22 protein-coding genes are annotated in these 24,280 nt (G+C 62.8%); 9 read left to right on the top strand and 13 right to left on the bottom strand.

Annotation, left to right across the window (positions count from 1 at the left end; all coding sequences use genetic code 11):
• The first annotated feature begins 163 nt into the window (after positions 1 to 163).
• Complete coding sequence (locus tag V2L18_RS22160) at positions 164 to 658, top strand: cupin domain-containing protein (RefSeq protein WP_336180530.1); 495 nt, start codon at positions 164 to 166, stop codon at positions 656 to 658.
• A gap of 73 nt (positions 659 to 731) precedes the next feature.
• On the opposite strand, the gene V2L18_RS22155 is transcribed toward V2L18_RS22160, so the two are convergent.
• Together V2L18_RS22155 and V2L18_RS22150 are read right to left on the bottom strand one after the other, a co-directional pair.
• Entirely contained in the window at positions 732 to 860 is a 129-nt protein-coding gene (locus tag V2L18_RS22155) for a hypothetical protein (RefSeq protein ID WP_336180529.1), read from the bottom strand.
• On the bottom strand, positions 857 to 1,783 hold the full coding sequence (locus V2L18_RS22150; RefSeq protein ID WP_336180528.1) for a LysR family transcriptional regulator: 927 nt from the start codon (positions 1,781 to 1,783) through the stop codon (positions 857 to 859). The genes V2L18_RS22155 and V2L18_RS22150 overlap by 4 nt, the downstream gene beginning before the upstream one ends.
• Positions 1,784 to 2,213: 430 nt before the next feature.
• Here V2L18_RS22150 and V2L18_RS22145 point away from each other — a divergent pair, with 430 nt between their 5' ends.
• Positions 2,214 to 3,557, top strand: coding sequence for a PLP-dependent aminotransferase family protein (locus tag V2L18_RS22145; RefSeq protein ID WP_336180527.1), 1,344 nt, complete (start codon positions 2,214 to 2,216; stop codon positions 3,555 to 3,557).
• Between the two features lie 64 nt (positions 3,558 to 3,621).
• On the opposite strand, the gene V2L18_RS22140 is transcribed toward V2L18_RS22145, so the two are convergent.
• From V2L18_RS22140 to V2L18_RS22110, 7 genes are all read right to left on the bottom strand, one after another.
• Positions 3,622 to 4,272, bottom strand: a complete 651-nt coding sequence (locus V2L18_RS22140; protein WP_336180526.1) for a LysE family translocator — start codon at positions 4,270 to 4,272, stop codon at positions 3,622 to 3,624.
• A gap of 1 nt (position 4,273) precedes the next feature.
• Positions 4,274 to 4,813 carry an alpha/beta hydrolase gene (locus tag V2L18_RS22135; protein WP_336180525.1) on the bottom strand — a complete coding sequence of 180 codons (540 nt, stop codon included), beginning with the start codon at positions 4,811 to 4,813 and terminating at the stop codon, positions 4,274 to 4,276.
• Positions 4,814 to 5,152: 339 nt separating this feature from the next.
• Positions 5,153 to 5,833, bottom strand: a complete 681-nt coding sequence (locus tag V2L18_RS22130) for an MOSC domain-containing protein (protein ID WP_336180524.1) — start codon at positions 5,831 to 5,833, stop codon at positions 5,153 to 5,155.
• Positions 5,830 to 6,528, bottom strand: a complete 699-nt coding sequence (locus V2L18_RS22125; RefSeq protein WP_336180523.1) for a glutamine amidotransferase — start codon at positions 6,526 to 6,528, stop codon at positions 5,830 to 5,832. Before V2L18_RS22125 ends, V2L18_RS22130 begins: the two co-directional genes overlap by 4 nt.
• A gap of 364 nt (positions 6,529 to 6,892) precedes the next feature.
• Positions 6,893 to 7,822: a cobalamin-binding protein gene (locus V2L18_RS22120; RefSeq protein ID WP_336180522.1), complete on the bottom strand. Its 930-nt coding sequence runs from the start codon at positions 7,820 to 7,822 to the stop codon at positions 6,893 to 6,895.
• Positions 7,823 to 7,944: 122 nt separating this feature from the next.
• Positions 7,945 to 9,840: a 1-deoxy-D-xylulose-5-phosphate synthase gene (locus tag V2L18_RS22115; protein ID WP_336180521.1), complete on the bottom strand. Its 1,896-nt coding sequence runs from the start codon at positions 9,838 to 9,840 to the stop codon at positions 7,945 to 7,947.
• Between the two features lie 232 nt (positions 9,841 to 10,072).
• Positions 10,073 to 10,453, bottom strand: a complete 381-nt coding sequence (locus tag V2L18_RS22110) for a cytochrome c family protein (RefSeq protein ID WP_336180533.1) — start codon at positions 10,451 to 10,453, stop codon at positions 10,073 to 10,075.
• Between the two features lie 135 nt (positions 10,454 to 10,588).
• Between V2L18_RS22110 and V2L18_RS22105 the strand changes: the two genes are divergently transcribed.
• Together V2L18_RS22105 and V2L18_RS22100 are read left to right on the top strand one after the other, a co-directional pair.
• Positions 10,589 to 11,038 carry a TspO/MBR family protein gene (locus V2L18_RS22105; RefSeq protein WP_336180520.1) on the top strand — a complete coding sequence of 150 codons (450 nt, stop codon included), beginning with the start codon at positions 10,589 to 10,591 and terminating at the stop codon, positions 11,036 to 11,038.
• A 29-nt stretch (positions 11,039 to 11,067) separates the two neighbouring features.
• Complete coding sequence (locus V2L18_RS22100) at positions 11,068 to 11,310, top strand: hypothetical protein (protein WP_336180519.1); 243 nt, start codon at positions 11,068 to 11,070, stop codon at positions 11,308 to 11,310.
• Here the strand turns inward: V2L18_RS22100 and V2L18_RS22095 are convergent.
• From V2L18_RS22095 to V2L18_RS22080, 4 genes are all read right to left on the bottom strand, one after another.
• Positions 11,301 to 12,506 (bottom strand): geranylgeranyl diphosphate reductase, encoded by a 1,206-nt coding sequence (locus V2L18_RS22095; RefSeq protein ID WP_336180518.1) that lies wholly within the window; start codon positions 12,504 to 12,506, stop codon positions 11,301 to 11,303. The two genes, V2L18_RS22100 and V2L18_RS22095, sit on opposite strands and share 10 nt — an antisense overlap.
• A 60-nt stretch (positions 12,507 to 12,566) precedes the next feature.
• On the bottom strand, positions 12,567 to 13,478 hold the full coding sequence (gene chlG, locus V2L18_RS22090) for a chlorophyll synthase ChlG (protein ID WP_336180517.1): 912 nt from the start codon (positions 13,476 to 13,478) through the stop codon (positions 12,567 to 12,569).
• A 113-nt stretch (positions 13,479 to 13,591) separates the two neighbouring features.
• The gene (gene ppsR, locus V2L18_RS22085; protein WP_336180516.1) at positions 13,592 to 15,031 is read right to left on the bottom strand and encodes a transcriptional regulator PpsR; all 1,440 of its coding nucleotides are present in this window, start codon (positions 15,029 to 15,031) and stop codon (positions 13,592 to 13,594) included.
• Positions 15,028 to 16,149: a hypothetical protein gene (locus V2L18_RS22080; protein WP_336180515.1), complete on the bottom strand. Its 1,122-nt coding sequence runs from the start codon at positions 16,147 to 16,149 to the stop codon at positions 15,028 to 15,030. Before V2L18_RS22080 ends, ppsR begins: the two co-directional genes overlap by 4 nt.
• Before the next feature lie 78 nt (positions 16,150 to 16,227).
• Between V2L18_RS22080 and bchF the strand changes: the two genes are divergently transcribed.
• The 5 genes from bchF to bchL are packed head-to-tail and all read left to right on the top strand — an operon-like array spanning position 16,228 to position 24,277.
• Entirely contained in the window at positions 16,228 to 16,773 is a 546-nt protein-coding gene (bchF, locus tag V2L18_RS22075; protein ID WP_336180514.1) for a 2-vinyl bacteriochlorophyllide hydratase, read from the top strand.
• Positions 16,770 to 18,077: a ferredoxin:protochlorophyllide reductase (ATP-dependent) subunit N gene (locus V2L18_RS22070; protein ID WP_336180513.1), complete on the top strand. Its 1,308-nt coding sequence runs from the start codon at positions 16,770 to 16,772 to the stop codon at positions 18,075 to 18,077. Before bchF ends, V2L18_RS22070 begins: the two co-directional genes overlap by 4 nt.
• Positions 18,068 to 19,606, top strand: a complete 1,539-nt coding sequence (gene bchB / locus V2L18_RS22065) for a ferredoxin:protochlorophyllide reductase (ATP-dependent) subunit B (protein WP_336180512.1) — start codon at positions 18,068 to 18,070, stop codon at positions 19,604 to 19,606. Before V2L18_RS22070 ends, bchB begins: the two co-directional genes overlap by 10 nt.
• Positions 19,581 to 23,351: a magnesium chelatase subunit H gene (locus tag V2L18_RS22060; RefSeq protein ID WP_336180511.1), complete on the top strand. Its 3,771-nt coding sequence runs from the start codon at positions 19,581 to 19,583 to the stop codon at positions 23,349 to 23,351. Before bchB ends, V2L18_RS22060 begins: the two co-directional genes overlap by 26 nt.
• A complete protein-coding gene (gene bchL / locus V2L18_RS22055) occupies positions 23,348 to 24,277 on the top strand; it encodes a ferredoxin:protochlorophyllide reductase (ATP-dependent) iron-sulfur ATP-binding protein (protein WP_336180510.1) in 930 nt (309 codons plus the stop codon). The genes V2L18_RS22060 and bchL overlap by 4 nt, the downstream gene beginning before the upstream one ends.
• Positions 24,278 to 24,280 lie beyond the last annotated feature (3 nt).

Raw genomic sequence — 24,280 nt, 5'->3', positions numbered from 1 at the left:
AGACACCAGGCTTGCAGTTCGTTCGCGTGGGTCTTCTTGGGCGGCGTTGACCGTTCGTGTCGAATGAACACGTCTCCGCATTGCGTGAGAAGTCTTCAATTGTCTTCGTCTTCGTTCGGCGCGCTTTCTATTCGCAGGCACGAAACCACGCGGGAACACGCCAATGCATCCGATCGTCCACCTTCGGGAATTGTCGCTCCAGAGCCAAACGCATGGCGCGAATTTCGAAGCGCTTATGGCCAGTGTTGCGGCGCCGCTTGGCGCAAGGCTGTTGGGCGCGCGCTATGTCGAGGTGCCGCCGGGCAAGAGAGCATGGCCGCTTCATTGTCATCACGCCAATGACGAGCTCTTCGTCATCCTCGGTGGGCGTGGCGTGCTGAGATATGGCGTGGCCGAGCACTGTGTAAACGCGGGCGATGTGGTTGTCTGTCCTGCCGGTGGGGTGGAGACGGCACATCAGCTCAGGGCGGACGGAGATGAACCGCTGCGCTATCTGGCGATCAGCACCATGAACGAACCTGATGTTCTGGAGTATCCCGACAGCGGAAAGGTCGCGGTTTTTGCGGGTGCAGCGCCGGGTGGCGAAAAGGCTGCGCGACGGTTGGAGCTGACCGTGAAGAAAAATGCCGCGGTCGGCTATTGGGAGGGCGAAGAATGACCGCTTGCCGCTGCCGGGCGATACGGCGCGACGTGGAGCCCTGCAGGGCCGGTTCTTGGCATAAGTATAAGCCTCACCATACCGTGCTGATTTGCGTTGCGAAAGCTCCCCATTCCCATTTTTCGAAGGTGGGAAGGAAATCAAGGCCGAAGGTGGCGAAAAAATGGCTGCACAGGAGGCGCTTGTCAGGCGTCGCGATCATGGGTGTTCGTGTGCACTCACATGCTCCATCTTCGCGGCTTGCGACTGCATCCAGGCGCGAATGTTTTTGATGCGACGGTCGCGCTTAAGGGCCGGGGGGTAGCAGAGGTGGTACCCCGCATTCACCGGAATCTTGTGCTTCAGGATCGGCAGGAGGCGGCCCGCGTCAATATCGCAGCCCGCGATCTCGACACCGGCAAGTGCGATGCCGGCGCCGTCGATCGCGGCCTTGAGACCTAGGCCCGATGTATCGACGATCGTGATTGCCGCCGGCTCGACCGGGCCGCCCGGCAATGTTTCGTTCCAGCGCCGGAAATCCTCGCGCCGATGTTGGGAAAGAAACAGGTTCATCCCCGAGATTGCCTTGCGGATATCCACCTCGTTCCGTACCTGCCAGTCCGCGGCGCGCCCCAGCAATGTGACGTTTTCATCGAAGAGCCGCTCGGAAACGACGCCGCTCCATTGTCCTGAACCGTGACGCACTGCAGCGTCCGCGACGCCGGCGCCCAGATCGACGGCAGTCTGGGTGGTGGAGATCAGGAGTTCGAACCCGGAGCGTGCAAATGGATAGTCGGCCAGCCGGGGCGAGAGCCAGTGGACGGCGAATGTCGGCAGCATCGACAGGCGCAACGGTCCCAGCTTGCGGTCATTTCTCAACGTTCCGACCGCCCCGACGATCCGTGTGAACCCCTCGGTCAGGTCTGGCGAAAGCTGCCGTCCAGTCTCTGTCAGTTCCAGGCGCGGTCCGACACGGCGCATCAACTCCACGCCGAGAATATCTTCGAGTATCCGCAGTTGATGGCTGACCGCTGACGGCGTCACGCCGATTTCCTCGGCGGCAAACTTGATGGACATGTGGCGCGCGGCGGCCTCAAAGGCGCGCAGGGCGTTCAGGGGGACGGGGAGGTGCATCGTTCCGGTCATGGCGTTGCCAAGGGCGTTTGGGCGGCGAAGGAGAAGCGCTGCGCATTCTCTCGCCCATATGGTGCGGCGAGAGGAATTCTCAGCTTTCTGCAAAGATTGCTCACTCGCCGCGCGCATGCCTTTGAGGAAAATGGGGTGTCCGCCGATTGTATCCAGCGGCTCCGCCTGAGATGTCGATACGCTCCTCTGAGGGCCGAGACGGCTTGAGCCGGCGCTGAAGGGCATTCATTCGGCGGCGGCGGGCTTGTCTCCATATCCTCACCAATTGTCTTCCGGTCGTCTTCTGGATGCCAGCGTCGCAATGGGACGCTGGCAGGTTTTTGACGATAGTGGACATGACACTTGTCTCAAAATATAAAAGTGTCACGTGACGCTATCGAGGATGCGCATGCGCCTGCAGTCTCCCTGGGAGCCCCGTCTGGCGGGGGACATGAAGTCTCCGTGCGATCGCCTCGTTGCCGCGCTGTCGCAGGACATCATCGCCGGACGGCTGGATATCGGTGCGAGGCTTCCGGCGCACCGGGATCTTGCGTGGCGGCTCGGCATCGGGCTGGGCACGGTCACCAAGGCTTACGGGATCCTCGAACGGCGCGGCCTGGTGCGCTCTGTCAAGGGACGCGGAACTTTCGTGGCGGTTGCCGAAGCCCGCAAGGGGCCGGTTATCGACCTGTCCAGAAACGCTCCGCCGGCCGTCATCAGCGAAAGGCTCCTGTCGCGTTCCCTCACGGCCATCGCCCGGCGCGTCGATGCCGATGTCTTCAATGCCTATCCCCCGGTGACCGGGCACGTCCGGTTTCGAAACGAACTGGCGCGGTGGTTTCGCCGGCACGGCATGGAGGCTGATCCCGAATGCCTGCTGCTGACCAACGGAGCCCAGCACGCGTTGTCGGTCAGCCTGTCGACGCTGTGCGTTCCAGGCGGCACGCTGCTCGTTGAGGAGCAGACCTATCCCGGCGCAATCAGTCTCGCGCGTCATCTCGGCGTTCGGCTGGTGGCAATCGCCATGGATGGTGAAGGCATGCGGCCGGACGTGCTGCAACGGGTACTCGCGAGAGGCGAGCGGGGCAGGACAGCCGTTTATCTCACGCCCACGATGCAGAATCCCACCACGAGCTCGATGAGCCGGGCGAGACGCGAAGCGATCGTCGGCGTGTGCCGCGAGGCCGATGTCGTCATCATTGAAGACGATGTCTATGCACTTGCGCCAAAATCCGATTATCCACCGATCGCGAGCCTTGCGCCGGAGCGCGTCTTTTACATCAACAGCCTTTCGAAGACGCTCAATCCGGCCTTGCGGCTGGGCGGGCTCGTCGTTCCGCGGGCGTGGCTGGACCGCGCCGAGGCCACGATGCACGCAAGCGGGCTGATGGTCAGCCCGCTCAGCTGCTCGGTTATGGAACAATGGCTTCTCGACGGCAGTGCCGATGCCATCAGTGCGGCGATACAGGAGGAGGCCGGTCGCCGGCGGTCGCTCGCAATGGACGTTCTGGGTGGGGCCGTCGTCCGGCCGATCCATGTCGGCTACCATCTCTGGCTTCCGCTGGACCAGTCCGACGCGGAGGCGCTCGACGCTGCGGCGAAAGCGCTGGGCGTTCTGGTGACGCCGCCGTCCAGCACCACAGCGGGACCTTCAACCGAGATTGCGCATGCCGGGATCCGTCTCTGTATCGGCGCGCCCTCTGGCCCCGATCTCGAACGCGCACTTTCAGGGATCAAGGCCATTCTGGAGAGAATGGCGGCCCGCAGCCGGTCTGAGCTCCGGGCACTCCGTTAGGAGCAAGCGGCAGGGTTCGGCAGGACAGGGCGGTCCGTCTCGCCGACGCCGCGTTCTTGATGTCTCAGCCCCGGCTCTCGAAAGCCAAACGAAGCCCGAAGGCGATCAGGACCGAACCGGTCAGGCCATCGACGCCACGCGCAAAACGCCGGCTGCGAACGAGCCGGGCGAACGGTCGCGTGGCCATCGCGATGACGGCGAACCACATGAGGCCCATGAGGGCGTGCAGGGCAGCGAGCGCAATGCCGAATGTGACGACCGGGACATCCGGCGGGATGAACTGCGGCAGGAAACCGACATAGAAGATGCCGACTTTCGGGTTGAGTAGGTTTGTCATCAACCCGCGCCCGAACCAGTTGCCAGCATTGCGCTGCCGGGCTCCCGGCCATTGGTCGCCCGGTGTCCCCGACTCTTTCTTGGCGCTGCGAGATGCGTCAAGGACGAGCCGCGCGCCCAACCAGACAATATACGCGGCGCCTCCGTATTGAAGGAGCCTGTAGCCAAACTGCGACGCGGTGAGAACGGCCCCAAGACCGACCGATGCGACGAGACCCCAGCACAATACGCCCGCGACAATTCCGGCGCCCGCCTGCATGGCGCGGCCGGCGCCTTCCACGGTCGCCGTCCGCAGGACCAGGGCGGTATCCAGTCCTGGCGTGATGGTCAGCAGCCCTGCTGCGATCGAAAAGGCGATGATGGCGGACAGAGGGGCCATGTCAGTCTCTCAATCCGGCGCAGAATGCGTCCAGGAGCATCCGTCCGAGAGGCCACGAACCAAGGCCGCTTGCGTCATTGATGTGTCCGCAGGCCCCAATCTCGATGAGGCCGGCGCCCCATTCGCCCGCGCATTTCCTGACGTAGGCGGGTGTGGCGTAGGGATCGTTTGAACTCGCGATGACAAGCGCCGGAAAGGAGAGGGCCTGCCCGGGCGGATTAGCGAAGCTCGCGGCTTCAGCCGGAAAGGAGGCGGAGCTGGGATCGGGCACCGAGACGAGAAAGGCGCCTTTCACCCGACCGGCGATTTGCCCGGCGCTGTGCACGAGGAGCAGGCAGGCAAGACTGTGCGCGACGAGCACGGGCGGCGTCCTGCTGCCATCGATCGCTCTTTCCAGCGCGTTCTGCCAATTGTCAAGGTCCGGCTGGTCCCAATCGGCTGGCTGGAACCGAGTAAACGACGGGTCGTCGGCTTCCCAGTAGCTTTGCCAGTGCGTCTGCGCGGAGCCGCCGATGCCCGGAAGTGTGATGAACGACGTCATCGGTCCGGCTCCTGTTGCCTGGGCGGATGCTGAGAAAGGCCGCTTTGGTTGTCGATCCCGTCGTTCGCGATAACCGCTTCCCAGGCAACCGCCCGGCAAGCGGCGGCGAAGGGGAGACCGGGAGCGCGCAAGTGGTGCCCGCCCAGCTTCGAAGTCCCGGCACCTGGATGGCAGACGGCCGCGTCATCCACACCCGTCAACGGGCGATAGGCGATCATCGTGACGATCCTCGTTTTTCTGCGCGAGGATCATAGCGCCACGCGGACAGCGCAAAACTGCAGCCATCTCACTTGATCTCAAGTATTTCTCACGCCGTTGCGCCTTGCGGGCGCGGCGCGATCATGCCGTTCCGTCCAACCTCTTGCCCCAGTCCTCGACCCGTCCGCTTTCGAGGCGCCGCACCGCATATTTGCGCCAGCTTTCGGCAAGCACATCAAGCGCTGCGATGCCCTTGAGCTCATCAAGGTTCAGACGGTCGACGTAGAAAACGTGCCAGAGCCGGCGGAGGGTCCAGTCAGGGGAGACGCGGTCGACCAACTCGATCCGGTCGCTCGGGAGCACGATGCCCGCCTCCAGAACGCGATAGTACCAGCCGGTGCGTCCCGTCGTCTGTACGCGCCGAGACATGTCCGGCACGCCGAAGCGGTGGTTGAGCTTCCAGCAGGGCTGCCGCCCCTGCGAGACCTGAACAAGCGCGGTTCCCAGCCGGAAGATGTCGCCAACGGCCACTGTTGCCTCGCTCAGGCCGGACGCCGAGATATTCTCGCCGAAACCGCCGGGCGCGAGCAGGGGCGGTAGGTCGCCGAGTTCTTCCCGCCAGCCGGCGTAATGATCGAACGGATAATGGTGCACCGCCTTTTCGGGGCCACCATGGACGCGGCGGTCGGCCTGTTCGTCGCCTTCAAACCCTTCCAGGCCCAGGCAAAGCGGCCGCCCCACCGGTTTCTTGGCGATGCCGCTCAGCGCATCGCGGCCGGGCAGTGGGGCGGCGCGGCCGGTCAGAAGGGTGATTTCGGTCATACGGGAAGGGCCTGCAACCACGACCGGAGCATCGACTGGCCGGCTCGCCTCAACGCGTCCCCATGTTCCCGCGCCGCACTTCGCAGGCTTTGCGGGGCGATGCCGGCTTGCGCCAGCTCCACGCTGTGGCCGATCAGCCAGCGTTCCAAGGCGGGCAGTTCACCGGCTTCGGGATGGAATTGCAGTCCGAGAACGGTCTGTCCCAGCGCGAAGGCCTGGGACGCACAGGCTTCGGTCGTCGCCAGGTTCAGGGCTTCTGCCGGCGTCTCGAACGCGTCGCCATGCCAATGCAGTACGTGCACGGCCTCAAGAGCGCGGAGCGGTCCCTCGCGTCCGGCTTGCGTGAGCGTAAGCGGTCCGAAGCCGATTTCCTTGGCAGCCATGGGGGCGATCCGGGCACCTAGGGCCGCCGCCATGAGCTGTGCGCCGAGGCAGATCCCGAGTGTCGGACGACGGTCGGCAAGGCGCACGGCCAGCCAATCGCGTTCGGCCGGAATGCAGGGATAGGCTTCGGCATCATTCACGCCGATCGGACCACCAAGCACGACGACGAGATCCGGATCGAGCGGAGCCGGCAGCGGATCGATGCCCGCTTCGGCGTGGACGAGCTGGTAACCTTGCTCTTCCAGAACAGCGCCAAAGCTGCCGATGTCTTCGAAGGCGAGGTGGCGCAGGATCAGGGCAGATCTTGGCATGGGATTTTGCTCTCGGCTTTTCGTCAATATAGCGAATAGCCGGCCCGACCCCGCACCACAAGCCAGTCGTCCCGGTCAGGCGGTCGGCGATGCGGCCTACGCTGCCTGTGCGGCGCCGCCATTCTCGTCTATCGCATGCGCGAAGTGGGCGTTCACGACATGACCGCGCACAAGGTACAGGCGGCTCTTGTTGCAGCGGAGCTTCGAGCTTGAGCTCGACCTCGTCATCATCGATTTGGAAAATCCGTCGCGCGACGTGCTTGAGCAGATGTGTCCGCACTCCCGCATCGTCTCGCCACTCGCCGCCATGATGCCTGCCGGAAAACTCCATGATCCGGCAAGCCAAGGCTCGGACCGGGAGCGTTCACACGGCGGCGCGGTCGGCGAGGTTGATGACTTCGAGGGCCGAACGCGCGACGATATCGGCGCCGATCGTCTTGAATTCGTTCGCATGCATCAAGACGGCTGCGCCTCCGACGGCTATCTTGGTGGGGCGCGTCGTCGCGTCCGAGCGGAAGCGGTCAATGGCCTCCCTGCAGTCCCTGGCTTCCTCCAGCTGGCCGATCGACAGGCCGAGCATGTCATAAGGACGGCTGGACAAGCGCATGTACATCGTCTCGCCGATTTCCATATCCGCACCGCCGTCGACGATCCAGCCGAGATCCTGGAAGCACATGCGGACCAGGGTTACGCCGAGCGTGTGCTTCGTTCCTCGCGACCTGGCGAGCAGAATTCGCTTTGCGGATGCTGGCGGTGACGTCTGCGGGCCGGCATGGCTCAGGTGATTTACAACATTGCTCAGACGGGTGGAGGCGACAGCCACCTGCATGAAATCGGCGTCATCGTTGCACCAGAAGGTGCCAAGTTCCGTCGCGATGGGACATAGCAGGTGGATGGCGAGCGTTTGAAGCGGGATGTCCGCCAGAAGCAACTCGTTGATCAAGTCGCGGTGATGTGCTGGATCCGGATCGATCAGGGCTTTGAGGAAGGTCTCCCGGTAGGAGAGTGCCTTGTCCATACCCGGCATTTGCCGAGCCAGCTCATGGAGTTCCGGATGAAGACGGTGGTCGATGTCCGGCACGCGATCCGTGTCGCCGCTTGCCCCATTCAGGTTGCGGTGCAGGGCGCCGACAAGGCCGGAAACCTGGCCTCGTACGCTCTTTTCAAGAACCGTCAGATCCTGGGAGGACAGTTTTGTTTTCTTATCTGCCCCAAGTCTCTGGCCGATTTCAGCAAGTCGGGGCGGCGCGTTGTTTTTTTCCGCCCGGTCGCTGCCGTCTTCTCTGTATGCCAATTCCCCCTCCCGGTAATTCGGCACTGGCAGGCAAGCTCCTCCACTGCGTAAATGTTACTACATGGTCTTCTCTCCGCCAAACGAGAACATGGTTTCCTCTAGGGAAATCGATGCTCCCGTTCTCATCGGTCCTCCGCCCGCTGCATCCAGCGCGGCCGTTCCTGAATACGCGCCCCGGCCGCCCCGCCCACCATGATCAGGTCATTTCGTTCGCCCGAAAGCACAGAGCGAACGAGGCCGGCGATATGCCGTGCGTTGAGGCCTGCCGCATCGTACATCTCCCGAGGCGAGGCCTGGGCAAGGAAGCGGTCCGGCAATGTCATGGTTCGGATCTGGCAACGGCCGTCGAGCAGCCCCCGTTCGGCGAGATGGTGCAGAACCAGGCCGCCGAACCCTCCGGTAGCGCCTTCCTCCACCGTCACCAGCAGTTCGTGCGTCGAGAACAGGTCCTCGATCAATTCGACGTCGAGCGGCTTGGCAAAACGAGCATCCGCCACCGTGACGGAAATCCCCAGGGCCGCCAGCAGCGCGCGTGCCTCCAGACATTCCTGCAGTCTGGCTCCGAAGCTGAGCAGGGCTGCGGTATGTCCTATGTCGATAATGCGCCCCTTGCCGATCGGCAACGCCGTCGCCGCTTCGGGCAGACGGACGCCGGTTCCCTCGCCCCGCGGGTAGCGGAAGGCAATCGGGCCCTGGTCATGTAGCGCGGCCGTCCTGACCATGTTGACGAGTTCGGCCTCGTCTGCGGCTGCCATCACGGTAAAATTCGGCAGGTTCGCGAGGTAGCCGACATCGAAGGCGCCCGCATGGGTCGGACCATCTGCGCCGACAAGTCCGGCCCGGTCGATGGCGAAGCGCACGGGGAGGTTCTGCAAGGCGATGTCGTGGACGATCTGGTCGTAGCCGCGTTGCAGGAAGGTGGAGTATATGGCGCAAAACGGCCGCATGCCGCTTGCAGCGAGGCCTCCCGCGAATGTCACGGCGTGCTGCTCGGCAATGCCGACATCAAAGGCGCGGTCGGGAAAATGGCGGGCGAAAAGGTCTATGCCGGTTCCCTCCGCCATGGCCGCGGTAATGGCGACGATGCGTTCGTCCGTCATCGCTTCGCCGACCAGGGCGTTGGCGAACACCTTGGTGTAGCTGGCTGCCTTCGGAACGGGCTTGGCCTGAACGCCGGTCGGAACATCGAATTTCGCGACGCTGTGGTATTTGTCCGGGGCCGCCTCGGCGTGGCTGTATCCGGCGCCTTTTCGCGTTATGGCGTGGAGCAGGATCGGCCCGTCCGCGTGTTGCTTCAACTCGCGCAGGGTGGCGAGCAGGCCCGGCACGTCATGGCCGTCGACAGGGCCGTGATAAGCGAAGCCTATTGCCTCGAACAGGCTGCGTTCGCGATCGGTCACGGTCTTTGCGGCCAGGTCGTTCAGATGGCGCGATACTGCGCCTGTCGGCGGTGAGATCGACATGTTGTTGTCATTGAGAATGACGATAAGCCGGCGTTTCAGGTCGCCTGCGTTATTGAGCCCCTCATAGGCCATGCCAGCCGTGAGGGCGCCGTCTCCGATGACGCAGACGACATGCCCGGCTTCCTGCTTGAGATCCCGCGCCACAGCGAAGCCGAGGCCTGCGGAGATGGAGGTCGAAGAATGAGCCGCGCCAAAAGGATCATAAATGCTCTCGCTGCGCTTGGTGAAGCCCGACAGGCCATCCTTCTTGCGCAGGGTTCGCATCCGATCGCGCCGCCCGGTCAGGAGCTTGTGCGGGTAGCATTGATGGCTGACGTCCCAAAGGACCTTGTCCTCCGGCGTGTCGAAGACCGCATGGAGCGCAACGGTCAATTCAACCACCCCAAGACCGGAACCTAGATGGCCGCCGGTCTCGGAGACTATGTCGATAATCTCGGTGCGCACTTCGTCGGCGAGACGGATGAGTTCTTCGTCGGTGAGGCCCTTCAGATCGCGCGGATCCTTGACCCGGTCGAGCAATGGGGTGGCGGCATCGATCCCGGTAGTAAAGCTCATAGCGTTTCCTCCCGCGCATGAGCCCGTTCGCTTGCCGGCGTTTGCTGGTTTGGCCGATCCTATTCGGCGCTTGTTGCCGCAACGCCCGTCCGACGAACGGTCAAGATTGCCTTCATTCTCGGAGATCTTTGAGAAAGTGTAAACTTATTTTTACACTACGCACCCGAGAGGGCGCCGCCGCCGGAACTTCGGCGCGGCGGATGACTCGCCTCTCATTTCGGCTCCCCCGTCCCTAGTTCGTGTGGCTGAACTGCTTGACGTAGGCGATGACATTGGCGATGTCCTCATTCTTCTTCAGACCGGGAAAGGCCATGCGGGTTCCCTTCACCACCTCGCGCGGATTGGCCAGATAGGTCTTGAGAAGATCCTCGTTCCAGATCTTGCCCTGGCCGAAGGCGATCATGGCCTTCGAGTAGTTGAAACCCGCGGCGGTGCCGGGCTGACGCCCGATGACCCCTTGCAGCGAAGGGCCGACCTTCTTGTCAGCGCTCTCGATGTTGTGACAGACAGCGCATTTCTTGAAGACCTGCGCTCCGGCTTCGGCGTCGCCTTCAAGCGCATTGGCTGACGGGACGGCGGCGAAAACCGCGGTGGCTGCAAGCATGATCCTTATCGTCGGCATTTCTTTCCTCCTTCGCTGCGATAAGACAGACTGGTCTGCCGTTAAGAAAGCTCGCGGGGCCTTTCTTTGGAACGAAGTGCCCCTATGTGGTGGGCAAGTTAGCCAGTTCTGGAACGGAGCCTGCCAATGGTCGCCGCTGCGTCTTTTATCGTTATCGTCATTCTGGCCGCAGCGAGCGGGGCCATCTTCAAGCCCGGGCCGTGGTACGAGACGTTGCGCAAACCGTCGTGGACACCGCCGAAATGGGCCTTTCCCGCGGTCTGGACGGTCCTGTACATCCTGATTGCCTATGCCGGCTGGCTTGTGTGGGATGCGGCCGGTTGGTCGCTCCCGCTGCTTTTCTGGGCGTTGCAGATCGTGTTGAACGCGGCGTGGTCTGCGCTTTTCTTCGGGCGGAGGCGCATGGATCTCGCCTTGGGAGATATCGCTCTTCTATGGTTCGCCATTGCGTGTTTCATCGTCGCCGCCTGGCCGGCGTCCCAACTCGCCGCGATCCTGTTCCTGCCTTATCTGGCGTGGGTTACGGCTGCCGGATTGCTTAATTTCTCGGTCTTGCGCCTTAATTCGGCCGGCTGATTTCGAAGGCGCGAGACAACGTCCCAGCCATGGGCCACGAGGGCGAGGCTGAGATAGAGCAGGACAAACGCCACGGCGCTGCCCCGCAGTGCGAAACCCAACGCTGCAAGCAGACAGCTTCCGGCCAGAACATTGGGAAGAAGCAGCTTGAACCGATGGCCCGGCACATGGGCAAGAACGGTCAGAAGCGCGAACTCGATCCAGAGGAAACCGATCGCCGCGAAGGCGATCCAGCCGGACTGAAGAAGGCCAAGCAGCACACTCATTTCTGACCTGCCGGCAAGCCTAGCAGTTGCGTCATGTCCTTGAAGAAGATGCGCATATGGGCGAGCGGGTCCCGTCGTACCAGGCGCTTTTCGAGATAGGACTCCCAGGTCAGACGCTGAATGTCGGGATCGGCGCAGAGAGACACGAACCGCTCGCGAAGCCTGTCGCTGCGATACCAAACCGCTTGCATGATGCCGAGGATGAAAAAGATGCGCCCGTGTTCTCGCATGAACCGGCGCCGTGCCTGACGAAGCGCAGAAGCCTTGCCGCTCGTCAGGCAGGCTGTTACGGCATCGGCCGCGAGGGATCCACACAGCATCGCATAGTAGATGCCTTCGCCGGACGAGGGCGCAACGGTGCCGGCTGCGTCGCCCGCCAGCACGATGTTCCGGCCGTTGTCCCAGCGGCGCAGGGGCTTGAGCGGCAGGGGCGCGCCCTCGCGTCGAAGGGTCCGCTGCTCGGCAAGGCCGGCATTTTGGCGCAACGCGGAGGTCGCGCGGCGCAGGTCGTGACCTTTTACCGCCGAGCCGCAGCCAACCGACGTCCGATTGCCATGCGGAAAAACCCAGCCGTAGAAATCCGGCGAAATGTGGCCGTCATAGACGACATCGCAGCGATCGGCCCGGAACCGGTCGGCATCTGCGTCTGCCGGACTTTCAATGATCTCATGGTAGGCAAAGACGTAGGGCGGCTTCCGAGCTTTCGGAAACATAAGGCGTCGGACCGTCGAATTCGCGCCGTCCGCGCCGATCACCAATCGCGCTCTCACGGTCTCTTGCAAGGCGGGGCCGGTGTCGTTCGATCGCTCTATCGCGAGGCTTAGAATTCCGGAACTTTCCTCCTCGATTGCGGCGAGCTTGCCGGCCACGAGATGGGCGCCCGCCTTGCAGGCGCGGGCGCGCAGGTGAGGGTCGAAGGTCTCGCGGTCGACCATGCCGACAAAGCCGATATCGCCGACCCGCATCTCCACTGCTTTTCCAGACGGTGCAATTATCCGGGCGGCATTTGCCTTGGCGACGAGAAGCTCTTCGGGGATATCGAAGTCGCGCATGGCCCGGGTGGGGATGGCGCCGCCACACGGCTTGATCCGGTTGCCAGGCTCCACCAGCACGACCGAATGGCCGGTCCGCGCCAGCCTTTCGGCCGCGGTAGCGCCGCAGGGGCCCCCACCGACGATGGCCACATCGAAAACTGTCTGCATGGTTTCCTCCCCATTCGCGAGGGGCGTCCGGCGAGCATCCCGAAGCGCGTGGTGTGCCCGTCAGACCGTTATCGCAGCGAGGCTGCGCAGCCCGAACGCGGTTACCATCATTCCCGATACGAAGAGCCCGACGCCGATGGTCGAGTACCAGACCGCGAAGCGGACGGGATCGCGTACGAAGCGCATCATGCAGACCAACTGCAGGAACAGGAGCGCCAGAACAGCCAGGGCGTAGGCGGGCAGGTTCGAAAACCAGAGCGTGAGAACGACGCCGGTCTGCGCCGCGGCCATGACCATGCAGGCGATGATCGCTGCCGGCCGCGCGCCGTGGAGCACCGGCAGCGTCTTGACACTCATCTCCGTGTCGCCCGCAATCGACTTGAAATCATTCAGCGTCAGGATCCCGTGGGCGCCAGCGCCATAGAGCAGCGCGACGGTCCACAACGGCGCGGCGGGCGCGTATCCCGTCATCGCGGTCGCCGCCGTGAGCCATGGAAGGGTCTCGTAGCTGAAGCCGACCACACCGTTGCCGAGCCAGCCGTTTCGCTTGAAGCGCAGGGGAGGGGCACTGTACCCCCAGGCCAGCGCAAGACCGAGAAGGGCGGCGGCGAAAATGAATGTCCCCAGGGCCCACGCGACCAGCAGGGAAAGTGCGGACATGACGAACGCGATGTAGAGGCCCCATTGGCCGGGCATGCGGCCGGATGGAATGACCCGGTTCGGTTCGTTGATGGCGTCGACAAACCGGTCGTACCAATCGTTCACCGCCTGACTGGTGCCGCACAGAAGCGGGCCGGCGAGCAGCACTCCGAGGAAACCGAAACCGAAGCGCTCTCCGAAGCCGGGTCCGGCGGAGATGACGCCGCAGGCATAGGCCCACATCGGCGGAAACCAGGTGATCGGTTTGAGCAGCTCTATGACGGCGCCGGCGCTGGGCCAGGATGTCTGCGGTGGCTGGCGTGTGAGGTCCATGCCCGGAATGCTATGCCCCGGTCTGAAAAGTGTCAATATTAATTGACACTCCTACGTGCGTCGGCGGGGCTGCCACTCCGCCAAGTTGACGGCTTCGGGGAAAGGGAAAGGCCTCACGAGCCGGGGCGGTAGTTCTCCAGCCCATGTCGGCGCAATTTTATATAGAGACTTTGGCGGGAGAGGCCCAGCATCTCCGCGGCACTGGCTCTGTTGTTCCTGGTCTTGTCAAGCGCAGCCTCGATGCAGATCTTCTCGACGACGTCGAGGGACTCGCGGATCAGTTCCTTCAAGGGAACCTTGCCGACGAGGCTCGCAAAACCCTCCGCCTGCTCCTGCGTCGCCGGCGGTTGCAGCGCGATTTTGTCGGCGGTGTCCGAGTGCGAGACAACCAGCAGGTGGACCATTCCCGACCGGTCGTCGTAACGCGCGGAGAGCGACACCGGGCTTTCCTCGCCAAGCATGTCGGTCACGATCGAGGAAAAGCCGCTGATGGTTCGTTCATCGAAAAGGCGCCCATAGAGAACGTTCATCTCCACGGCCGACTTGCCCAGCCAATTGGCGAGGTTGCGCCCAAGCACTTGATTGTGCGTCGGTGCGTGAACCCGGTCTAAGAAAATCGTGTTCGCCGCCAGAAGCGTGCCGTCCTTGTCGGTCGTCAGGGCCGCTTCGGGAAGCAGATCGAGGTCGAAATCAGTGACGTTGGCGACCGTCGCCGCCCGATGCGCGAGCGGTTGGTCGCCGGCCGGGCCCGGCTGCAAGGTCACGATCAGGTTCGTCGCGCCGTATTCCCGATAGGCGCGCAGGCGCGCATCGATTTCTCCGCCCTTGGCGCCATGCAACGCGAAGATATCGACTGGTTCGCCGCTATGCTTCGCCTCTCCGATGGCATCGGCGAGCCTGTCCCGATCTGCCTTCTTGAAGAAGTCTCGGACCGGTTTACCTGTAAGGTTGCCTGTGCCGCCGAGCAGGAGCTGCACGGCGGCCGCGTTCGCCTCGAGGACGGTCCGCTTTTCTCCGTCAAGAACCAGATGAGCCGTCTCGGACATCTTGAAGACAGTTCGATAGCGCGCTTCAGCCTGCCTGAGGTCTCGGTAATCGGCCTCCATCGCGATCTGCGCTTCGACCAGCCGTTGCTGGTCTTGCATTTGGCGGCGCATCTCATGGCCGACGACGATCGTGAGAGGAAAGCCTGGCGTTCTGCCGGCACTGTAGGCAATAGGCAGGTCGGGCTGTCCGGGAGCGCTGTGGTTGACCTGATAGCCGCGGACAGGGCGCTGCTTCGTCGTGGGGCCGAGCAAGGCGTCGATCTTGGGGATCGATTCCCCCGTGACACTGTCCCGCAAGGGTTTGCCCACGACCGATGACAGGCCATAGACGTCAAGTTCCCGGTTTCGATAATGAACGTGCCGTACGATCCCGGTCTCATCAACAAGCCAGACGATGTCGGCGCCGAGACCGATCAATACTGTGAGCGCATCCGCCCCCAGACCGTCAAGTAAATCACTCTCGACCCCGATATCTTGCTGTTCGCCATGTGTCGATTGAAGCGTCATAGGGATTGCCGATCGATCCTGCTCATTCGTCTTTTGATTGCACTGCCCTCCAATTTCGAAAAACGATTTATTTTTTTTAAATTGTAGAAATTTTCTGCAATATTTACAGCCGAATAAGCACTGTCACAAATACAGTTGATCCCTAATTCGACGAGATATTCGACCGAGTCAAGCGCTGCTGCGCCGCCGGCTATCATCAGGGGCGTTCTGTGCCCGCAATGCGATTTAATTTCGGATATCAGTCGTTTGACATTCGGCTTTAGTCGCATGTTACTCCAGCCGATACAGATGACATCCGCCCGCGCGACCATCCGTGATACGTCCGCCCGTATCAACGATTCGTGCGGCACAACCTGCTGCTGCCATCCGAGCGTCTGAAACAGCGCGCCGGTGAGATGGGACATAAGGGTGTGTTGCTCATGGCGCGGCAGTACAAGAGCTGCAAAGGGAGCTCCTGTGGTGACCGTGTCGCCTCCCGCCTCGACCGCCAGCGCCATGGCGGCGTCCTGAAGCCGGGTGGAGGCGATCGTGACGTCAACGAAACTCGCGCAATCTGCGGCCCAATCCCTGCCGAGTTGTCGCGCAACGGCCTCAAGGAGCATGATCTTCACCGCCGTGGGGGAGGGTGCCGGAATCTGCTCGTCTTTTGAAAAGCGAGCCGGAACCTCGCGATGCAGATCGTCGAGAAGATCATAAAGCCGGGAGCCAGAGGCAAGAACACGATCGCGCATGCTGGCTATCGCGCTTACGTAGCGAACGTTGCCTTCAAGGCCGGTGTCCAACAAGCCGGATAGGTGCTCGGCAGTCATCGCAGCCACAGGTCCTTGAATGAGGCTGCGAAGGGTTGCTTGTTCGCCTCGGTTGAGCTGCGAACTTCTTAACATGTGGGCTCGGTGGGATACAAAAAAGATTTCGCTGGAATCGGTATTCCAGGGTGCGCCTGACTTATCGGCGGGAGGGTCTATGGTGCCGTTCGTCCTCATTTTGAGGTCGGCCTCCCTGGCCTTGCGGAAAGGGTAAAGTTCAGGCGTAGGCGATTGTTGGTTTCGAATGCTTTGCAAGCGCCTCAAGAATGCCTCGCCCTCACCGATATGTAAACTAAAATATACGTCACTCAAAGTTGACACTTCCGCCGTGTCGGCGTTACCCTCCTCTCATATGCCGGACTCGCCATGGGTTCCGGATGGGAGGAATGGATGTCCGCAGTCGCAAACAGCAAGTCGGTCGAGCCAAGGCTGCTTTATACCGCGGAGGAGCGGCGGCGGCGCGACGAGAGCATCTGGACTCTGGTGCAGGGCATCCTCGCTCCGATCCAGTTTCTCGTCTTTCTGATCAGCCTGATCCTTATTCTCCATTATCTCGTCACCGGAGACGGCCTCGTTGCGGCCACCACCTCCATCGTGATCAAGACCCTGGCGCTCTATGCGATCATGATCACCGGGTCGATCTGGGAAAAGCAGGTGTTTGGCTGCTATCTGTTCGCCCGCCCGTTCTTTTGGGAGGACGTTTTCTCCATTCTTGTCCTCGCGCTGCACTCGGCCTATCTGGCGGCGCTTTTCACCTCTGCGCTCAGCCCCTCAGGCCTGATGGTGCTCGCGCTGGCCGCTTACGCCACCTACGTCGTGAATGCAGGACAGTTCGTCTGGAAACTGCGCCGGGCGCGTTTCGATCGAACGGCGCGGCGAGAAAAACTCGCCGGTGCGGATGATAGCCGGCTGCAGCCCGCGGAGGGCGCGCGATGAACCAGCGCTTCTCGGTCGGCTGCAGCCCATCTCCCCACATCCGCCAGCGTGGCCAGCACGAGGTCTTTTGCGGGCTCACCTCCATCATCTGGCTCCACCGCAAGATACAGGATGCCTTCTTTCTGATCGTCGGGTCGCGGACCTGCGCCCACCTCATGCAGTCGGCGGCCGGCGTGATGATCTTTTCTGAGCCCCGTTTCGCGACCGCGATCATGGAAGAGCGCGACCTGGCCGGCATGGCTGACATGCACGACGAGCTCGACCGGGTCGTCGACAAGCTTCTGGCCCGCCGTCCCGACATCCGGATGCTGGTCCTCGTCGGCTCGTGCCCGTCGGAGGTGATCAAGTTCGATCTGTCAAAGGCGGCCGAGCGGCTCGACCGCGTTCATGCCCCCAGACACAGGGTGCTTTGCTACTCCGGAAGCGGCATCGAGACGACCTTTACACAAGGGGAGGACAACTTCCTGGCGGCGCTGATCGATGAGGCGCCCTCGCCTGGGGCAAGCGACGACGGCGCGCGCCTGGTCGTCGCTGGATGCCTTCCGGATCTGGTGGAGGATCAACTCGCGCGATTGATTGGGGCGCTCGGCCTGGACGGGGTCCACTTCCTTCCCGGTCGCACCAGTCGCCACGTTCCGGCTATCGGCCAAGGCACCCGGTTCATTCTGGCGCAGCCTTATCTCGGCGCCACGGCCGCACGTTTGGAGGCGCGTGGCGCGCGGCGCATTGATGCCCTGTTTCCGTTCGGAGAAGAAGGCACGACCGCATGGCTCAAGGCGATCGCGAACGCTTTCGACGTGCCGGCGGCGCGTTTCGAGGATGTGACCCAGGCACCACGTCGCCGTGCCCAGGCGGCTGTGGCGGCCTATCGTTCCTGGCTTGAAGGTCGGCGGATCTTCTTCTTTCCCGATTCTCAACTGGAGCCGTCGCTCGCTCGTTTTCTGTCGCGCGAAGTCGGTGCCCACATCGTAGAGGTCGGTAGTCCGTATCTGCACCGGGAGCATGCGGCGGGTGAACTTGCGCTATTGCCCCCGGGCGTCGCGATTTCCGAAGGCCAGGACGTCGATCTGCAGATCGACCGCTGCCGCGCTGCGGACCCGGATCTCATCGTCTGCGGCATGGGGCTCGCAAATCCGTTCGAGGCCGAGGGCCGTCTTACCAAGTGGTCGATTGAGTTCGCCTTCACGCCGATCCAGGGGTACGAGCAGGCCGGCGATCTGGCGGAGCTGTTCGCCCGCCCGTTGCGGCGCGATGCCGTTATTTCGCGGGGGCTCGTGGTCGGGGAGGGCGCGCCATGCAGCTGAGCATGTGGACCTATGAGGGGCCCCCTCATGTCGGCGCGATGCGCGTTGCCGCATCGATGGAAGGCGTGCACTTCGTTCTGCACGCGCCACAAGGCGATACGTACGCCGATCTTCTCTTCACGATGATCGAAAGACGGAATTCGCGGCCTCCGGTTACCTATACGACTTTCCAGGCCCGGGATCTCGGCGGGTCCACCGCGGATATCTTCAAGGCTGCCTGCCGTGACGCCGTCGCCCGGTTCAAGCCCGACGCGTTGCTGGTCGGGGCCTCCTGCACGGCCGAATTGCTTCAGGACGATCCCGGTGGCCTCGCCAAAACGCTGGAGCTCGACATTCCCGTCGTCGCGCTGGATCTACCCTCCTACCAGAAGAAGGAAACGTGGGGCGCTTCGGAGACCTTCTATCGGCTCGTGCGCGCTTGCAGCGCCAACCGGTCCCGCCCGGCGATGATTGCTCCAAACAGCTGCAATATTCTGGGCCCGACCTCACTCGGCTTTCGCAATCGCGACGACGTAAACGAAATCAAAGCTTTGTTGCAGGCGAGCGGTCTCGATGTCCGGATCGTCGCGCCGCTCGGCGCGCGGCCTGAGGATCTGGCCCGCCTGCCTGAGGCCGCATTCAATATCGTCCTCTATCCGGAGATCGCCGAAACCGCGGCGCGTTGGCTTGAGAAGGCCCACGGCATGCCCTTCCTGTCGACGGTTCCCATCGGGGTTGCGGCGACGCGGCGGTTCGTCGCCGAAGCCCGCGTACTCGCCGGTCTTGACGGCCGGCAGCACCAAAGCCCTCGGGAGCGGCTGACCTGGTACTCCAGATCGGTCGACAGCACCTACCTGACGGGCAAGCGCGTCTTCATTTTCGGGGATGCCACCCACGCCATTGCGGCGGCCCGCATCGCCGCCGACGAGTTGGGCTTCACGGTCTGTGGGCTTGGGACCTACATGCGCGAATTTGCCCGCGACATTCGGGTCGCCGCAAAGGAGCACGGCGTCGAGGCCCTTATCACCGACGATCATCTTGAGGTCGAGGAGGCGATCGTCGAGGCGCGCCCCGAGCTTGTGCTCGGTACTCAGATGGAGCGGCATATCGCCAAGCGCCTGCGATTGCCATGTGCCGTGATTTCCGCACCGGCGCACGTGCAGGACTTCCCGGCACGTTACTCGCCGCAGATGGGGGTCGAGGGCGCCAACGTCATCTTCGATACCTGGGTGCACCCGCTCATGATGGGGCTCGAGGAACATCTGCTCACGATGTTCCGGGACGATTTCGAATTCAATGACGAGACGATCGCTTCTCATCTGCAGGCGCATAGCCCGGTTCCGTCGCCGGTTTCACCCGACACAACGCCGCCGATCACGCGGCCCCGGGCGGAGCTGTGGACCGACGATGCGGAACACGAATTGAGGAAGGTCCCCTTCTTCGTCAGGGGCAAGGCGCGGCGCAATACCGAGACTTTCGCTGCGGCGAACGGCATTCATCCGATCACAGTGGAGACGTTATACGATGCGAAAGCCCATTTCGCCCGATAGCTGCCTCCCGATCCGGGTGGTGATGATAACGCTCGACAATCATGTCGCGGCAGCCGTCGAGGACGCGCGCAGGTTGTTGACCCGGGATCTGCCGGGGCTCCACCTGAGCATGCATGCCGCTACTGACTGGGCGGAGAACCCGCAGGCTCTGGCCCGGTGCCGCGACGCGATCCGCACCGGCGACATCATCATCGTCTCGATGATCTTCGTCGAAGAGCACGTCACGGCAATCGCCGACGCGCTCCGCGACCGGCATCTCGCCTGCGACGCCATGGTCTGCTGCATGTCCGCAGGCACCATCATGAAATACACGGCCATGGGCCGCTTCCGCATGAGCGGCGAGCAGAGCGGACCACTGGCGCTTCTGAAAAAGCTGCGTGGCGCGAGTTCCCGAAGCGGCAAGGATAGCGGAAAGACCGCGGGAGAACGGCAGCTCGCCATGCTGAGACGCCTGCCGAAGCTGCTGAAATTCATCCCCGGCACCGCCCAGGACGTGCGCAATTATTTCCTGACCCTGCAATATCGGATCTCAGCCTCGGACGAGAACATCGCCAACATGGTTCGGCTGCTGGTCGCCAAATACGCATCCGGCGAGCGTCAGCCGCTGCGCAGTCACGTCATGGCGGCGGCACCGAAGGATTATCCGGAGCAGGGGCTCTATCACCCGCGCGCAAAACCGCGTATCGCGACGCGGCTCAAGGATGTGCCTACGCGTATGAAGGTGAAGGGTACGATCGGGCTGCTGCTCCTGCGCACGTACATCCTTTCCGGCGATACCGGCCATTACGATGCCGTCATCGCCGCTCTGGAGGCGCGCGGATACAGCGTCGTGCCGGTGTTCTGTTCGGGGCTCGACATGCGCTCGGCCATTGAAGCGTTCATGACCGACGCGAACGGCAAGGCGACCGTCGATGCGCTGTGTTCGCTGACGGGCTTTTCCCTTGTCGGCGGTCCGGCCTACAGCGATGCGGCGGCTGCGGCGGAAGCCCTGATGCAACTCGATGTGTCCTATCTGTCGGCCTGCGTCACCGAGTTTCAGACCCGGGAAGGCTGGCAGGCCTCCACCCAGGGTCTCACCCCGATCGAGACGACGCTGATGGTGGCCATCCCGGAACTCGACGGGGCCGTCGGTGCCATGGTGATCGGCGGCCGTTCAAGCGTTGCGGGCAAGAAGGAGCCTTGCATCTGTGCGCGCCAGCTCGGCGCCTGTCCTTCCGGCCGGGCCTGCATGCGGCCCGACGAGGAACGCGTCGGCCTTCTGGCGGATCGTCTCACCGCGATGGCACGCCTGCGGCAAACGCCGCGAAAGGACCGCCGGATCGCAGTGACGCTTTTCAACTATCCGCCCAACGGCGGCAACGTCGGCACGGCCGCTTTCCTGTCCGTATTCGAAAGCCTTCTTGAGACCATGAAGCGGCTTTCGACCGAAGGCTACGATATCGAGGTGCCGGCAGATGCGGACACGCTTCAGGACATGATCCTGAACGGCAATGCAGAGCGCTTTGGCACGCAGGCCAACGTTCACGCAACCGTATCGGCGGACGATCACGTGCGCCAGGAGCGTCATCTTGCCGATGTTGAGGCGCAGTGGGGACCGGCGCCCGGCCGGGTCCTTTCCACCGGTCGCGGTATTCATGTCCTGGGCCGCCAGTTCGGCAATCTGCTCGTCGCGATCCAGCCGCCCTTCGGCTATGAGGGCGATCCGATGCGGCTGTTGTTTGAAGGCGGCTTCGCGCCGAACCACGCTTTTGCCGCCTATTACACATTCCTGCGCGAGACATTCCGCGCGGACGCCGTCCTGCACTTCGGAACGCATGGCGCCCTGGAATTCATGCCGGGGAAACACACTGGCCTGTCTGGCACCTGCTGGCCCGACCGGCTGCTCGGGGCTCTGCCGAATTTCTATTTCTATGCGGCCAACAACCCTTCCGAGGGGGCGATCGCGAAGCGCCGTTCGGGCGCAACGCTGATTTCCTATCTGACGCCGTCGATCACTGAAGCGGGTCTCTACAAGGGGCTCAACAGCCTGAAAGCCAGCCTGGATCAGTATCGTTCGACGGCGCCCGCGGCGCGGGAGGAGCGGGAGCGCCTGATGGATGTCATCCGCTTGCAAGCCGATCAGCTCGACCTGACCGGTAAAACGGCGGAGCTTTCCCAGGATGCCTTCGTGCAGCATCTGGTTTCCGCCGTCGCGGAGACCGAATACGCCCTGATCCCTAACGGTCTGCATGTGGCAGGGCGCGGTATGGCTCTGGCCGAACGCACAGAGATGCTGGCGCATATGGCCAACGGCCTGAAGACCAGGACCGGTTTCGTTGCCGATATTGAGCTATGCCGGGTGATTGCCAGTTCAGACGGTGTCGCGCTCGAAGCCGCGACCCGCAATCTGGATCGGGAGGCACTTGAAGCGGTTCGCAAACTCTCGCGGATCGATCGCGAGCTCGCTGAAAACCGGGAACTGGACGGCCTCGTCCGCGCGCTTGATGGTCGTTTTGTCCCGCCGGCTCCCTCTGGCGATCTTCTGCGAACACCGGACCTGCTGCCCACGGGGCGCAATATCCACGGCTTCGATCCGTTCGGCATTCCGAGCCGGTTCGCGCTGGAGGATGGCGCGCGGCAGGCGGCTCGCGTCCTGGAGCGATATGTCAACTCCGACGGCAAGCTGCCCGAGACGGTTGCGATCGTGCTCTGGGGGACGGACAATCTGAAGACAGGCGGAGCACCGCTCGCACAGGCCATGGCGCTGATGGGCGCACGTCCGCGGCTCGATTCCTACAATCGCGTCTGTGGTGCGGAATTGATCCCGCTGGAAGAGCTGAACCGTCCTCGTATCGACGCGGTCATGACGCTTTCCGGTATCTTTCGCGATCTTCTTCCGATCCAGGCAAGCATGCTCGCCGAGGCGAGCTATCTCGCGGCAACCGCGGACGAACCCTGCGACCGCAATTTCATCCGCAAGCACGCGCTGGCCTATTGCGAGGCCCACGACTGCGATCTGGAAGCTGCCGCCTATCGGGTCTTTTCCAATGCGGACGGCACCTACGGTTCCAACGTCAACATGCTGATCTCGTCGTCCGCCTGGAACGACGACGAGGAAATCGCGCAAACCTATACCAGCCGCAAGAGCTTCGCGATCGGTCGCAACGGCAAGACCAGCCGGCAGAGCGCGCTGCTCGACGCGGTACTCGCCGAGGTCGATTTCGCCTATCAGAATCTCGACTCTGTCGAGATCGGCGTGACGACGATCGAGCACTATTTCGACACGTTGGGCGGTCTCTCCAAGGCCGTATCGAAAGCCAAGGGGGGCGGGGATCTGCCCGTCTACATTTCCGACCAGACGCAGGGCGAGGCGAAGGTCCGCTCGCTCGGTGAGCAGGTCGCGCTGGAAACCCGGACCCGGACCCTCAATCCGAAATGGTACGAGGGCATGCTTCGGCACGGCTATGAAGGCGTCCGCCATATCGAAGCGAACGTCACCAACACGCTTGGCTGGTCGGCGACGACCGGGGGCGTCGACCCCTGGATCTATCAGAAGATCACGGAAACCTACGTGCTCGACAAGATCATGTGCCGTCGGCTCGCCGATCTCAATCCGGCTGCCGCGGCGCGGGTCGCGGCCCGGCTGATCGAAGCGCATGAACGCGACTTCTGGCACCCGGACACCGAGACGCTCGAAGCCTTGCGACGGGCGGGAGAAGAACTCGAGGACAGGCTGGAAGGTCTGGCGACGGAGGCCGCTGAATGAACATCCATACCCATCCGAAGACCGCGGCGCACGAGGCGCGTCTCGCCGAGAGGCTGAAAGAGCGCGCAGACGGGGAGGGCAGCGTCCAGGTGCATCTCGACCCGACGATGGAAATCGACGGCGCGAAGGTCTTCGCCGTCTATGGCAAGGGCGGCATCGGCAAGTCGACGACCTCGTCCAACCTCTCCGTAGCCTTTTCCAAGATTGGCAAGCGGGTGCTGCAGATCGGCTGCGATCCCAAGCACGACAGCACGTTCACGCTGACCAAGAGCCTGATCCCGACCGTGATCGACATCCTGGAACAGGTGGACTTCCACACCGAGGAACTGCGGCCGGAAGACTACATGGTCGAGGGCTTCAACGGGGTGCAATGCATTGAGGCCGGCGGCCCGCCGGCGGGCACGGGCTGCGGCGGATATGTTGTCGGACAGACGGTGAAGCTGCTGAAAGAACATCACCTTCTCGATGACACCGACGTCGTCATCTTTGATGTGCTCGGCGATGTGGTGTGCGGCGGCTTCGCCTCTCCCCTCCAGCATGCGGAGCGGGCCGTTGTAGTGGCCGCCAACGATTTCGACAGCATCTTCGCCATGAACCGGATCGTTGCGGCGATCAAGGCGAAGGCGAAAAATTACGAAGTGCGCCTTGGTGGCGTCATTGCAAACCGCTCGCGCGAGACCGACCAGATCGATCGATACAACACGGCCGTCGGCCTGAAGCGTCTGGCGCATGTGCCGGATTCCGATCACGTGCGTCTCAGCCGGCTGAAGAAGGCGACGCTCTTCGAAATGGGCGATGCGCCGGAAATCCGGACCATACAGAACGAATACATCCAGTTGGCCGAGCAGTTGTGGTCAGGCACGGAAGCCTTGAACGCCGAGCCAATGAAGGACCGGGAAATCTTCGAGTTTCTCGGTTTCGAGTGAGGC

Origin of the sequence: Breoghania sp. JC706, from assembly GCF_037026715.1 — a bacterium.
Taxonomy (GTDB): domain Bacteria; phylum Pseudomonadota; class Alphaproteobacteria; order Rhizobiales; family Stappiaceae; genus Breoghania.
This window is presented reverse-complemented; position numbering and strand designations above follow the sequence as displayed.

Excerpts from the sequence above, each read along its gene's own strand:
- V2L18_RS22160 (WP_336180530.1), top strand. The coding sequence starts at position 164 with ATGCATCCGATCGTCCACCTTCGGGAATTGTCGCTCCAGAGCCAAACG.
- V2L18_RS22155 (WP_336180529.1), bottom strand. The coding sequence starts at position 860 with ATGATCGCGACGCCTGACAAGCGCCTCCTGTGCAGCCATTTTTTCGCC.
- V2L18_RS22150 (WP_336180528.1), bottom strand. The coding sequence starts at position 1,783 with ATGACCGGAACGATGCACCTCCCCGTCCCCCTGAACGCCCTGCGCGCC.
- V2L18_RS22145 (WP_336180527.1), top strand. The coding sequence starts at position 2,214 with ATGAAGTCTCCGTGCGATCGCCTCGTTGCCGCGCTGTCGCAGGACATC.
- V2L18_RS22140 (WP_336180526.1), bottom strand. The coding sequence starts at position 4,272 with ATGGCCCCTCTGTCCGCCATCATCGCCTTTTCGATCGCAGCAGGGCTG.
- V2L18_RS22135 (WP_336180525.1), bottom strand. The coding sequence starts at position 4,813 with ATGACGTCGTTCATCACACTTCCGGGCATCGGCGGCTCCGCGCAGACG.
- V2L18_RS22130 (WP_336180524.1), bottom strand. The coding sequence starts at position 5,833 with ATGACCGAAATCACCCTTCTGACCGGCCGCGCCGCCCCACTGCCCGGC.
- V2L18_RS22125 (WP_336180523.1), bottom strand. The coding sequence starts at position 6,528 with ATGCCAAGATCTGCCCTGATCCTGCGCCACCTCGCCTTCGAAGACATC.
- V2L18_RS22115 (WP_336180521.1), bottom strand. The coding sequence starts at position 9,840 with ATGAGCTTTACTACCGGGATCGATGCCGCCACCCCATTGCTCGACCGG.
- V2L18_RS22105 (WP_336180520.1), top strand. The coding sequence starts at position 10,589 with ATGGTCGCCGCTGCGTCTTTTATCGTTATCGTCATTCTGGCCGCAGCG.
- V2L18_RS22100 (WP_336180519.1), top strand. The coding sequence starts at position 11,068 with ATGGGCCACGAGGGCGAGGCTGAGATAGAGCAGGACAAACGCCACGGC.
- V2L18_RS22095 (WP_336180518.1), bottom strand. The coding sequence starts at position 12,506 with ATGCAGACAGTTTTCGATGTGGCCATCGTCGGTGGGGGCCCCTGCGGC.
- chlG (WP_336180517.1), bottom strand. The coding sequence starts at position 13,478 with ATGGACCTCACACGCCAGCCACCGCAGACATCCTGGCCCAGCGCCGGC.
- ppsR (WP_336180516.1), bottom strand. The coding sequence starts at position 15,031 with ATGACGCTTCAATCGACACATGGCGAACAGCAAGATATCGGGGTCGAG.
- bchF (WP_336180514.1), top strand. The coding sequence starts at position 16,228 with ATGTCCGCAGTCGCAAACAGCAAGTCGGTCGAGCCAAGGCTGCTTTAT.
- V2L18_RS22070 (WP_336180513.1), top strand. The coding sequence starts at position 16,770 with ATGAACCAGCGCTTCTCGGTCGGCTGCAGCCCATCTCCCCACATCCGC.
- bchB (WP_336180512.1), top strand. The coding sequence starts at position 18,068 with ATGCAGCTGAGCATGTGGACCTATGAGGGGCCCCCTCATGTCGGCGCG.
- V2L18_RS22060 (WP_336180511.1), top strand. The coding sequence starts at position 19,581 with ATGCGAAAGCCCATTTCGCCCGATAGCTGCCTCCCGATCCGGGTGGTG.
- bchL (WP_336180510.1), top strand. The coding sequence starts at position 23,348 with ATGAACATCCATACCCATCCGAAGACCGCGGCGCACGAGGCGCGTCTC.